The 12,642-nt window shown below is 44.4% G+C and carries 11 protein-coding genes; 9 read left to right on the forward strand and 2 right to left on the reverse strand.

Annotated elements, in window-relative coordinates; all coding sequences use genetic code 11:
• Window positions 1-11 precede the first annotated feature (11 nt).
• The 4 genes from NST74_RS05920 to NST74_RS05935 are packed head-to-tail and all read left to right on the forward strand — an operon-like array spanning window position 12 to window position 5,509.
• Complete coding sequence (locus tag NST74_RS05920; RefSeq protein WP_341110932.1) at window positions 12-2,279, forward strand: hypothetical protein; 2,268 nt, start codon at window positions 12-14, stop codon at window positions 2,277-2,279.
• Window positions 2,280-2,297: 18 nt separating this feature from the next.
• The gene (locus NST74_RS05925) at window positions 2,298-3,290 is read left to right on the forward strand and encodes a TadE/TadG family type IV pilus assembly protein (protein WP_341110934.1); all 993 of its coding nucleotides are present in this window, start codon (window positions 2,298-2,300) and stop codon (window positions 3,288-3,290) included.
• A gap of 29 nt (window positions 3,291-3,319) precedes the next feature.
• The gene (locus NST74_RS05930; RefSeq protein WP_042124900.1) at window positions 3,320-3,829 is read left to right on the forward strand and encodes an A24 family peptidase; all 510 of its coding nucleotides are present in this window, start codon (window positions 3,320-3,322) and stop codon (window positions 3,827-3,829) included.
• A gap of 21 nt (window positions 3,830-3,850) precedes the next feature.
• Window positions 3,851-5,509 carry a DUF6382 domain-containing protein gene (locus NST74_RS05935; protein ID WP_341110935.1) on the forward strand — a complete coding sequence of 553 codons (1,659 nt, stop codon included), beginning with the start codon at window positions 3,851-3,853 and terminating at the stop codon, window positions 5,507-5,509.
• Between the two features lie 24 nt (window positions 5,510-5,533).
• Here NST74_RS05935 and NST74_RS05940 read toward each other — a convergent pair whose 3' ends face one another.
• Entirely contained in the window at window positions 5,534-6,439 is a 906-nt protein-coding gene (locus NST74_RS05940) for a TIGR01777 family oxidoreductase (RefSeq protein WP_341110936.1), read from the reverse strand.
• A gap of 40 nt (window positions 6,440-6,479) precedes the next feature.
• A complete protein-coding gene (locus NST74_RS05945; protein ID WP_042124904.1) occupies window positions 6,480-6,944 on the reverse strand; it encodes a DUF2621 domain-containing protein in 465 nt (154 codons plus the stop codon).
• Window positions 6,945-7,116: 172 nt separating this feature from the next.
• On the opposite strand from NST74_RS05945, the gene NST74_RS05950 reads away from it, so the two are divergent.
• The 5 genes from NST74_RS05950 (at window position 7,117) to NST74_RS05970 (ending at window position 12,633) form a co-directional block, all read left to right on the forward strand.
• Window positions 7,117-8,226: a deoxyribonuclease IV gene (locus NST74_RS05950; RefSeq protein ID WP_076118117.1), complete on the forward strand. Its 1,110-nt coding sequence runs from the start codon at window positions 7,117-7,119 to the stop codon at window positions 8,224-8,226.
• 65 nt (window positions 8,227-8,291) lie between these two features.
• Window positions 8,292-9,191: a formyltetrahydrofolate deformylase gene (gene purU, locus NST74_RS05955; RefSeq protein ID WP_341110938.1), complete on the forward strand. Its 900-nt coding sequence runs from the start codon at window positions 8,292-8,294 to the stop codon at window positions 9,189-9,191.
• A gap of 179 nt (window positions 9,192-9,370) precedes the next feature.
• On the forward strand, window positions 9,371-10,114 hold the full coding sequence (locus tag NST74_RS05960) for an SAF domain-containing protein (protein ID WP_076118116.1): 744 nt from the start codon (window positions 9,371-9,373) through the stop codon (window positions 10,112-10,114).
• A gap of 12 nt (window positions 10,115-10,126) precedes the next feature.
• A complete protein-coding gene (locus NST74_RS05965) occupies window positions 10,127-11,191 on the forward strand; it encodes a hypothetical protein (RefSeq protein WP_341110940.1) in 1,065 nt (354 codons plus the stop codon).
• Complete coding sequence (locus NST74_RS05970) at window positions 11,188-12,633, forward strand: ATPase, T2SS/T4P/T4SS family (RefSeq protein WP_341110941.1); 1,446 nt, start codon at window positions 11,188-11,190, stop codon at window positions 12,631-12,633. The genes NST74_RS05965 and NST74_RS05970 overlap by 4 nt, the downstream gene beginning before the upstream one ends.
• Window positions 12,634-12,642: the final 9 nt, after the last annotated feature.

Raw genomic sequence — 12,642 nt, forward strand, 5'->3', positions numbered from 1 at the left:
GGGAGGTTTTGATGAGGAGTATTTTTACTTGTTGCCTCGCTAGCGGAAAGAATCGAAAGAGAAAGAGGCAGGGGCAGCACGAGGGTAAAACAGAAGGCTCGGTCTCGATTTTCCTAATCATGGTACTGGCTTTCGTCTTTTTATTTACAGCAGTGCTGATTGATTATGCGCGCATTGCTGCATTCAATGTTCAAGAGGAACGTCTAGCGAGGGCTAGCGTCCGCTCTGTAATGTCATCCTACGATGTTGAGCTGCGAGAGAAGTATGGTTTGTTCGCATTCGGAGAGAGTGACGGGGATATTCTGCTCTCTAAAGTACTCAATGATAATCTGCATAAAAGTGGTCGGAGTGATACTTTCAATCTAATCCCCTTTGCGCTGGAATCCTCATCCTTGGAATGGAGCCGACCATTGGGTAGCTATGAAGTTGCTCGTCGACAAATACTGGAAGAAATGAAATATAAGGCCCCGATAGATTTCGCGTTAGAGCTGGCAGGTAAATTTAAACCAATGTCAGGAGTAATGGAAGAGGCTTCACGCGCTACTACTTTGCTCAGTAAGCTGCAGCCGTTATATGACGAGCGAGAAGAGGCTTTGGATCTTATGTTAGAGCAGAGAAGCCAGGCTGCGGAGAGTGGAAGAAGGCTACTTCAATGGATTATGAATCCGCCGGGAGAGTCCATTTCAGCCAGTTCGCTCGGAAGTATGCAATCGGCCGCGGATATTTCAGCACAGTATAGCGACTACCTTGGGAAGTACTACGATGATCTTTATCGTGATAGTAAAAAGCCTGCAAAGTACACTTATCAATTATCACTCTACCAGAGTCGAACTACTGAGATGTTATCGCGGCTTCCTGCCTTATTAACAGCTTTTCGTGAAGATCATGAAAGATCAATGGAGGGAGCGAAAGAAGCGTTAAAGAAGGCGCAGCAATTGAATGACGAGATGAGAAATGTATTGGAACAGTCGCGAATGGAGGGTGGGGATCTATCAAATGATCCTGCTAATAATTGGGATATTCCGGCGAGCTCAGGAGAGATAAGCTCAGACCCGCTTAAAAAGCTGCGTGAACAGGAAGATGCACTGATTCTCACCTCAACTGACCTAAGTCAGATGGAGAATAATATATCCACGCAGCAAAGTGCTTTCGAGACCATTGAACCAATCGTAGCAGGAATGTCGGGTGTGCTGTATAAAGCTTTGAGTGACAACGGGGACTCCTACCAAATGATATCTTCTGTTCTTGAAGCTACACGTGTGGTGAAAAACTATTTACAGAATTACGGCGAGAAGGGGAATGTTATCGCTAATGATGTGGCTTTAATTGAACAGCACCGTAGCTCAGATAAAGAGCGTAAACAATTGGAGAGAGAAGCTAAATCGAAGCTGGGTGAAGCGAAAGCGTTGCTCGATAAGATTCGAATGATGGGTAACGGAGTGACAGATTCTCTGAAAGACTATCAAACACTTCACCAATATTATGAAGAGAATATTGCTTTTAATGAGGAAATAGTATCGGATCCACTGGTTAAATCAGAAGTTAGCTCAAACATTTATGCTGCTGGGAGTTCGGCGATGGAGGATATGGACGGGATCTATGCAGCGATGGGTGGCATTATGGCAGGAGCTAGAGATAAACTTTTCCAAACGGAGTATTCTGCCCTCTATTTTCAGCATTTTGACGTTTCCAAGTTAGCTACATTGGCACAAGGTTCTGTAGAGAATACAGATAAGCTTAAAGACCAGCTTAATCCTCAAGCACAAGAGCTGGAATACATTCTATATGGATTTTATAATCCTGCAGGCAATGTAGCCGCGGCTTATGCTGAAATATTCGCTATGCGGTTATCTATTCGAACGATGGAAGGTTTTATTGAGAAGGCAAGCTTAGGAAATCCATTGGCTGTTCTCGCTGCGGCGCTGTTGTATGGAATCCAGCAAGCTATTCAAGATATGTTACTACTTTGTGAGAAAGATTCCATTCCTCTGTCCAAATACTTACCAGCCCAGCTGACTTATCGCGATCATTTGCGTCTGTTTATGATGATGCATGGAGGCGGGAATGTTCAGTTATCTCGGATGCTGGCTCTAATTCGTCTCAACACAGGAATAAATCCAGAGGAAAGAAGCACTTATGTATCCTCGAATATTAAGCTCAAAATGCGGTTATGGTTTCTGCCAGGTGTAGTGAAGCTTTTGGATTATAACGCTGGGTATTCAGGAGAAGTTCAAGGAAGAACATATATGAGGGAAGTAAAGATTGATTTTTCATATTAGCAGGAGGTTGGCAAGGATATGAGGGACGAGTACCGGATTAGGGGGAGGACTAAGGAAGAAGGTAGCATGGTAGTAGAGGCGGCGATGGTACTTCCGTTTTTCTTACTGTTTGTTCTGTTCCTAATTTCTATCGTACAGATGACCTTGTATTCGACAGCCTTACAAAGTACAGCCTCCGATACTGTGAAATCTATTTCAACGCACATGTACCCTGCGGCTTTGGCGGTGCAGAAATGGGGAGCAACAAGCGAAGCGGACGCAGATGCAGTGAAGGGGGGCACGGATCTATCCGCTGACAATCCAGCTGAATCGAATTGGACAATACCTCGCTTGTCTCTTACAGATTGGGGCAGCAATTACGCAATGGCATTACCCAAGCCGCTGAATGAGTGGGTCATGTCGGCTTTAGAGAAGGGTGAGGGACCGCTGCAGAAGCTACAGGCGGAGACCTCTGAGAGTGTACTGGACCTGGCGATTAAACCCTTATTGAAGCCGTATCTGTCATCAGACTTACTGGACTATGATCGAATTCATGTATCTAACATTATCGTGCCTGAATTAAAGAAGAGTACTCGACCTTACTTTGGATTGGTGGTTAGCTATGAGCTGCCAATGAAAGTACCCTTTTTAAACCAAAGCATTGTACTAGAGGCAAGTGCTGTTGAACGTCTTTGGATCGGAGATACAGGTGAAGGTATAAATAAGGGCGATGACGGCACTAGCAAACCAGAGGATTTCATTGTGATTTTGGAAAAACCGAATCCAGCTGTAGCAAATAAGCAAGGCAAAGTTCGTGCCAAAATTCCGCCAAATGCTTCCGCTAGCTTATCCGTCTTTTATAAAAGCGGAGGAAGCACTGCCAAGTATTTAGGCTGGAAACAAGCGGACGCGGATGGATATATCGAGTGGGAGTGGAAAATTGGTGTGAATACTACTCCGGGTACTTGGCCATTTGTAATACAGCTTGATGACGGAAGATCTATTGAGGTTATGTTCACAGTAGTGAAATGAATGAAGAGGAAAGGAAAGGAGTGTAATCCATGGCGGAGTGGGCGTTCTGGGGGTGTTTTCCGTTTCTGGCAGCTGCATTTATTACAGATATTAAGTCGATGAGAATACCGAACTGGATTACAGTGTCAGGTTTGCTTGCCGGTCTGCTTGCTCAAGTGCTGATGAACGGCTGGGATGGACTTCTGAAGGCTGGTGTGGGTGCTGTAGCAGGTTTTTCAGTACTTCTGATCATGCATTTGATAGGGGCGGTTGGCGCGGGGGATGTTAAGCTTTTTGCCGGGATCGGCGCTTGGACAGGAATGCTGTTTACATTGCAGGTCGTGGTGTACTCCGTATTATTTGGAGCTTTAATAGGCTGGATAATTGTCTTAATGAGACGGGAAACAGGCAGGCGTACGCGTAAGATCATTAACACAATTTCAGGATTTATATTATTGAAAAGTTCATTCCTATTTAAAAATAAAGATAGTGAGCTGTTGAGATTTCCTTTCATGCTGGCTGTAGTCCCTGGTACCATATGCGCTTATCTTTATTTTTAAAATAAGAGGTGGTGATGCTTGTTGTACGGATTAACCCGTGACTTTATACAGCAGGACGGTATATATATGATGCTTGGAGAACCAGAAGGAATGCCGGTGAGTAAGCTTAATATGGTTCAGGCTCGTATGCTGATGAACACCGACATTCCTCATCATTTAAGGTTATTACTTAGGGAAATCGATTTGAAGGTTACTATGGAATACGCTGTTTTGCGTAAAAAAATGCTCAGTCATTTGCTCAAAAGTGAGAAGCTAAGCATGACCTCATTTTTTGGTTTACTACTGCAAATTGCACAAGGGATGGAGGATGGCAGGTTATATATGCTGCGGGCGGAACAATATGCTTTGCATGGAGATTATATTTTTATTGAAGGCTCGTTGCATAGTGGTAAGGTATACCTAACCTATATTCCTATTCAGGGGAATGAGCCTACTTCTAGGCTGGGAGAATCGCTCAAGTCGCTGATCTTGGTGCTAATGGCTTCTATTACAGAGCTTACTGGCAGTGGTGTTCAAAGAGTATTGCAATACTGTGGGGAAGAAGAATTTACACCAGCAGGCCTCAAGGGTCTTCTCTCAGAGCTTTTGACAGAGGGGGATTCTAGAAGTAGAGAAATTAGCAATAACGAAATAATGGCATCTATTCCTCCAAAGATGACAGAAGCAAGTCTGATAGAACCAGAAAGACGAATACAAGAGAGAGTAAGGGAACTGTTTGTGAATGAGGTAACTGCTCCTCAGAAAAAAATAAGTGAGCGGAATGAGGAAAAGATTCTGAATACGCAACAGAACGCCACTCCTTGGTTGAGTAGCTATTCCAGTCCCAGTCTTAGGTTGAAAGAAGAGGAGAAGTCGCTTCGATCTCTAGAGGATGATAATTTGATAAATTCACAAACCTCAAGCTCAAGAACCTATTTAATTCTAGGGTGCCTATTAGGAGATGCTTTATTATGGAAATTCCTATATCTAAATAGTCCAAAGCCGTTGTGGCTAGCCGTTTGTGGGATTGCAACGATCGCATTGTCTGTATTGAGTTGGATGGTATGGGGCGGAAGGATAAGGTTTGGAAGTAATGAACAAAAGGATCATACGAATGAGGACCCTGAAGATACAAACTGGAGTTCGAGTCGAAGAGAATTGGAGTGGAATTTCGGTAGAAATCCTGTGACAACTACGCGTCCCGCAGCAAAGATTCCAAAGATAGATCAGTATACATCCGATCCTCTATCAAGCGTTACAACTGCACGAGCTGAATCCAAGATAGAGGAACATAGTTTTGTAACACCACCAGAGCCAATAGCTCCAACTGCTTTATTATCACGAGAGGAGACACCTCAGCAGGGCAAACGAAATCACAAGCCAGCTCGAAATGTTCCTTATCTCAAAAGAAATGATGAGGATGAGGCAGAGACGGAGACCATTGTGTTAAACCGAACTAGCTTTATTATCGGCCGCTCGGCAGAAGTAGCTCAGTACGTGGAGAGATCCGAAGGAGCTTCAAGAGTACATGCTGAAATATCTAGGAGCCCAGGCGGATACGTGCTAAAGGATCTCGACTCCAGAAATGGAACACTCTTTCAAGGTGAAGCCATGATCCCTTATAAAGAGTACCCGCTGTCAGAGGGGACCGTATTTAAGATTGTAAAAGGAAGTTACACATTCCACATGGATGAAGCTTAGGATTACAAGTGAATGATGATTCTGCTATTTTTGGCTTTTCAGATCTTCTAAAGCAGCTTGAAGTGTGGGGAATGTAAAGCTAAAACCCTGTTCTAATGCCGCCGCTGGAAGGACGCGTTGCCCTTTGAGCAAGATCTCGGACAATTCACCAACTGCTGTTTTTAATAAGAAGGCAGGTAGTGGAAACCAATGTGGCCGTTTATACACTTTTCCGATCGTTCGCCCAAACGCTTCGTTTGTAACCGGATGTGGAGCAGTCGCATTAACGGGTCCGGAAATGGCGGGATTCTGAATACAAAAATCGATCAGACGAACGATATCTGTCAGGTGAATCCAGGGGACCCACTGGATTCCTGTGCCAATGTTACCGCCAAAGCCCAGTAAGTAGGGTAGCTTCATTTTTGGGAAAGCACCACTTTCATTGCCAAGTACAACACCGGTACGTAACTTGATTAGACGGATATCTTGGTATGCTTCATCAGAAGCTTCTTCCCAGGTTTGAACCACTTCAGAGGGGAAGTCCATAACATGGGCTGGTGATGATTCACTAAAGGTATCTTGTAAAGAAGTTCCGTAAATAGCTACAGCGGACGCCTGAATGACTACAGACGGTTTGTGCTTCAAACTGTCGAGTAGCTTAGCAGCAGCGGAAACGGTTGCAAGACGAGATTGCATAATTGCTTTTTTGCCACTTGGGCTCCAACGCTGGCTAAGAGAAGCTCCAGCAAGATTAACCAAGGCATCTGCATTCTCTAGGGTGGCATGATCAGCTTTAAGGCTGTCCCATGTGTGATAACTCAGTTTAGGATGATATGGCGCAGCTGTAGGTAGATTGCGACCGACGATGGCGACTTCATTTCCTGCTTGCAGCCAGTATTTTGTTAGTTCACTGCCAATAAAACCGGTGCCGCCACATATTACATATTTCATAAGGTTGGCCTCCGTTCTGAACAGGACATTCGATTAACAATCACTTAAATAAATGCTGGTAAGCAGAGTAATCGATTTTGTTCTTTTCGAGAAAATTGACGAGGAAACGATTGTCACGCCGCGGTGTGGCGACTATGTAACCTTTAATGCAGTGATCACGAGTAACCTCTTTCGCATTGCTTTCCACTGCGATTTTTCCAATCTCAGCAGCAATAGAATGTTTGGCGATATCGCGAAACGGACTAGGCACAGGCTGAACAAGCTGGTCTAAAAAAGCTTTGGATTCATCACTCCAGAGTGATCGGCTGCGTTCTACCCAGTAATTTTGCCAGTCCAGCTTAGATTTTCCATCGGCTTTCGGCAATACCTTTAGGAATTTTCGGAACATAAAAAAACCGCCGATACACATGGAACCCAGCAGCATAAATGTCCAGAAAGCGATAGAGTTCATGAACCAATTGCTCGGTGTTGCGGATAATAAACCAAGTCCTGATTGGATAGACATGCATACACCACCTTTTGGCAATGAGTATTCTCACATAATTTAATCTCATATTAAAGTATAGCTTATTTCCAAAGTTTTGCGAAGCAGAACCCAGCATATTGACCTTGTCTAGATTTATTTTTCTGATCACGGTAGAATAGGGGGTAATTCGTGAAGGAAAGAGGGAAGAAGTATGCTGAAAATAGGTTCACATGTGTCTTGCTCGGACAAGGGTCTTTTGACCGCAGCAAATGAAGCAAATGAGTATGGTTCCAGCTCATTTATGATATATACAGGAGCGCCGCAGAACACGCGCCGCAAGCCGATTGATGCCATGTATCCCGTTGAAGGGAAGCAAGCAATGAAAGAAAACGGTGTGGAGGAGATTGTCGTCCACGCACCTTACATTATTAATCTCGCTTCCTATAAAGAGAATACGTATCAGTTGGCCGTTGATTTCTTACAAGAAGAAATTCGCCGTACGCATGCGCTTGAGGTCAAGCATATCGTATTACATCCAGGTGCTTTCACTGATAAGGACGCTGAATATGGTATCCAGCGGATTGCAGACGGCCTTAATGAGGTTCTTGGGGGAACCAATGAAACGGAAGTTCATATCGCCCTAGAAACTATGGCTGGCAAGGGAACAGAGATCGGACGCAGCTTTGAGGAGATTGCTTCGATCATTGCTAAGGTTGAACATAACGAGCGTTTGTCCGTATGTCTTGATACTTGTCACATTCATGATGCTGGCTATGACATCGTTAATGATTTGGATGGCGTTCTTAACCAGTTTGATGAGATTATCGGCTTGAATCGTCTTGGGGTCATCCACATCAATGACAGCAAAAATCCATGTGGAGCAGGTAAAGACCGTCATACTCCAATTGGTTCGGGTTGGATCGGTTTTGATACGATTAACAAAATTGTCCATCATGAGAAATTGGCAGGGCTGCCTTTCATTTTGGAAACACCATGGGTGGGTAAGGATGCTAAGAAACAGCGTCCGATGTATGAGGTAGAGATCGCTTTGCTCCGTGGTAACGTAGCTGAACGATTTGGACCGGAGTTTATAGAAGATGTTGAAACACTCCGCGAGTTTTTTGCTAAGAAGGAGATTGATTCCCGTCAGTATGTGCTTAATGTCTGGGAGTTGCTGAAGAACGATGCCAAGGCTAAAAAGGCTGATCCGCGTGAACCGCTGGAGCGTCTATATGACGAAGTCATCGCTGCCGAGCTGTTCCCTGCGCTGAGCGAGGAAGCAATTAATCATCGCTTGATTGCATGGTTAGCAGGCAAGTAAGTGCTCGTTCATGCATAAGCTAGACTTCAGATTGCACATGTAGATGAGAGGATGGGATGGGGATCATGGAATTACACGTAAAAAGAAACAATTCGTCAGGTGCCGAATCATATTCCAACCGGGCGCGTATGCTCATTTCCTGTCCTGATGGACCGGGAATCGTGGCGGCAGTATCACACTTTCTGTATCAGCATGGTGCGAATATTGTGCAATCGGATCAGTACACAATGGATCCAGATGGCGGAATGTTCTTTATGAGAGTTGAGTTTGACCTTCCTGAATTAGGAGATCGTCTGGAAGAGATACGATCTTTGTTCGGCGGGGTGGCTGAACGTTTCAAGATGAACTGGAAAATTTTCAATGTTCGTCATAAGAAAAGATTAGCCATATTTGTCTCTAAAGAAGACCATTGTCTTGTGGAACTTCTCTGGCAGTGGCAAGCAGGCGATCTAGAAGCCGACATCGCTCTCGTTGTTAGTAACCATTTGGATATGAAATCGTATGTCGAGTCCTTCGGCATAGCTTTCCACCATATTCCAGTTACAGCGGATACTAAGGCTGAGGCGGAAAAACGTCAGCTTGAGGTCATCGGAGACGACATTGATGTTATAATCCTGGCTCGTTATATGCAGATTATCTCACCGTCGTTTATTGAGCACTATCGTCACCAGATTATTAATATTCATCACTCCTTCCTTCCAGCCTTTATTGGTGGTAATCCTTACGCCCAAGCGTATCAACGCGGGGTGAAGATTATCGGAGCAACTGCTCACTATGTTACAGAAGAGCTTGATGGTGGCCCAATTATTGAACAGGATGTACAGCGGGTTAGCCACAGTGATGATGTTATCGAGCTGAAGCGGATTGGACGCACCATTGAGCGGGTTGTTCTGGCTCGTGCAGTGAAGTGGCATATCGAAGACCGGATCCTCGTCCATCAAAATAAGACTGTAGTGTTTAAATAGAAAGGTTATTTTCCGGTGAAAGCCTATGGTGTGAACCTGAGCGCTTTTTACCGGAACCCTATAATCTAATAGTTCTCTAAATCTCTACAGGTAAAAAAGCATTTTACCAGCAGCTTGGCTATTTACGTCAAGTTGCTTTTTGTCGTTCTCAAAATCGTGTTTTTAAGGAGGTGGAAGGTTTGGCTTTACAGCGTGGGCAACTGCTAAAACGTAACTATTTCTTCGCAAGCCTCATTTTGATTACTGGAGTCGGCGGACTGCTGGGGTATGATCTTTATTTCAAGCCCTACGTGCTCTCCCGAACCGTGGTCAAAATTAAGGTGGAAGGCGGGGAGTTTCTTCCCAAAAACTATGAGCTGAAAGCAAGTGATGTGTATCTGGACTCTGTTCAGACCAAAGATATACCTTCCGGCGTAATAACTGAAATCGAACAGGTAGAGCACAAGATTACGAATGTAAATCTGACTAACGGAAGTATTTTGACAGCGTCGCTAGTGGATGTTAGTGATTTAGAGCCGCTGGAGGATGAAGGGATTTTTCCTATACCAAAGGAGGCTATCTATGCCATTAATGGTTCTTTGCGAAGCCGGGATAAGGTAGATATTTATCTAGTTGAAGGTGACAAAGAGAAACAGAGTGAATCGGTTAGTCCGAATGTCAACAAGGATGGGGAAGAGCCGATTGGGCAAATACCACTTAGTGAACCCGTCAAGGAGGTGTTTTTATCTGGAGTCACCGTGAACTATGTGCGAACTGAAGATAATAACGATGTGCTAGATTCAGAAAAGGGCAACAACAATAATCGATTCACTTCGACTGGCAAGGTGGCTACACCGGAACTGAAGCTGAAGAAAAGCGATGGACAACGGCTAGGACAATTTTTGGAGCAGGGGAAAAAGCTGTGGATCGTACGGGTCGAGTAGGAGGGAAGAATCTTGAAAATTTTTAGTCTAGGCATAGATCAGTTAACGATTAATGATATCAAAAATGCGGGATTCATAGTAATCACACAAAGCGTACTTCCTGATCCATCTCATGCAGAGAACCATATGCTAATGGTTACCAGTGACCAGATTAAAGCTCAGTCACTTAGCGAACTGCGCCGGAATTATCCAAGTTCAACGATTCTGTATGTATATTTACAAAAGGGAATAAGTGGTTACCAAGCTGTACATATGCTCTGTGAAAGCTTAGGTATCTATTTCATCCCTCCTCGTTCTACCTCGTCAGTGGTGATAGAGAAAATTCGTTTTATTTTAGACGAGGATGGGGAGGAGCGGGGCAATCTGGTTGGTTTTTTTGGCTCAGGTCCGGGAATTGGCTGTACTAGTGTAGCCAAACTATTCGCAAGGCGCATTGCTGCGTCAGGTCTCCGTGTTATTGTCCTTGGGCTTGATTTATATGATCCCGGACATGATCGTAAAGCGACCATCAGTCTTGATAGGCTTCGTTCAAGGCTTACAGGGAAAATGATACATGATGAGGATTTTGAACAATTCATTAAGCAAGATGGTTATATGTATCTTCCAGGCAATTACGATTACTTGAGCGCACAAGACTATCAGGAGGATGAGATTGAATATTTTTTGGCTAGGGCTGGAGCGAATGCGGATGTGGTTATTGCTGACTTTGGCTCTATTCCGGAAAGCGCTGCATGGTATGTTGGAATGCACAAATCGGCACTGCGCATGATTGTCACTCATCCAAAGCATGAATACAGACTTGAACCTCTACTAGAGCTTGCAGGGCATATGGATCTACGTTCACATGATTTTCAACTGATTATTAACCGCAGCAATGTAGAGGAAATATCTTCACCTAAAAATCTTGCGCTTCGCTTTGGGACAGAAATCTTACTGGAGCTACCGTATTACCAGCCCTTGCAGGAGAGCTTGCCGTTAGGGAAAAAGGAACTGCAGTATGTAGATGATAAGGTACATTCTCTGCTCGTGTCGATGGGGTTAGCACCAGAAGCTAAAAAGAAAGGTATATTCCTATGAAGGGAAATCAAACGAAGCGTCCGTTGTTCTCTCTGAAACAAAGCATTCTGCGCTTGAGTAAACCGGGTAAGGAAGACTTTTATACATTTTTGCAAAAAATGAAAAATGATATGAATCAAGGGCTGGAGCGTGAGGATGATGCCTACTTCGAGCTAAATGCGAAGGCGCTAATTGGCGATCCGCAGGCAGTTAGTTTTTTTATGAATGAGATAGAAAAGTATTTACGGAAGACTCCATTTACGGGCAAGGTTCCAGAAGCATACCGGACGGTGGCAGAAGCGCTCTATCATGAGTGGAAGGGCTTTGGACCGGCGTATCGTTGGTTTACTGATCGTGCATACAGTGAGTCAACGGGGCTCCAGATGATTGGAAAGCAAATTTTTTATAACCATAAAGGTGAGTTTGTAGCTTATCCGTACGAGATGCCTTCTCTAGATCGGGTGGAGCAGTTAAAGCGTTCTTTATTAAAAAGTGATCCCAACAAAAAGCTGAACAAGGACAACCCTTCGGTGGAGTTCAAAATGGATGATCCGCTCTGGCCCGGACGATTTATCCGACTTGCCATTTGGGTATCCCCGAGAGTATGGGATGGCTTCACCACCATATCACTGCGGCGGCAGGTTGTAGAGTTCCTGAGTCTAGAAGATCAAGCAGGTACGGAATGTATTCCAGCGGAAGCGGTTGAAATGATTCGGGCGTTATCATCCACTTTTCGCAATACCATAATTGCGGGTGCTGTTGGATCAGGAAAAACAACCTTTGCAAATACGATCGTCGGCGAGCAACTGCTTGGATCCTCGTCTTGTATGGGTGTGGTGATGATAGAGAAGCATCCGGAGTCGATTTTACCTTATCAGATTAAAGGGCATCGAATTATTCCGATACAGGCTGCAAACGAGGAGTTAATGGAGGTGGGGGTAGAGTCACTGCGGCATGACCCAAACATTTTGTATATGACAGAAATGCGGTATAACGAATGGGAATTTTACCTATGGAGTGGGGAGAAGGGATATGACGGTATCACCGGAACCTTCCACACCGTGGATTCGGAGGACATTCCTTATCAAGGCGCTTTTGCTGTGTCGACAAGAATTGGAGGGAGTCTTAAGGGACATTTAATCTCCGCACTGAAATCATGTGAGCTAGTTTTTATTTTGGAGAGTGTTCCAAATGGGAAGAAGCGGCTGACGCGAATATCGGAAGTCTTTTATGAAGAGGAAAAGAACTCCGTATTTGCGAATGATCTGATGCGCTGGGAACCTCAGAATATGAGTTGGTCTTATAATGACAAGCTGACGATGAGCCTGATTCTGAAGATGACTAAGAAAAATGAGCAGGCGACACAGTTGCTTCAGAATTTACTAGGACGACTTGCGACCGCAAAGCCAATGGATCAGCCAATTAAGGAAAGCTTGAAATCTAAGATCATTCTTAACGAGTAAGGGGGTGAA

This window comes from Paenibacillus sp. FSL F4-0125 (genome assembly GCF_038008565.1).
GTDB lineage: Bacteria > Bacillota > Bacilli > Paenibacillales > Paenibacillaceae > Paenibacillus_AQ.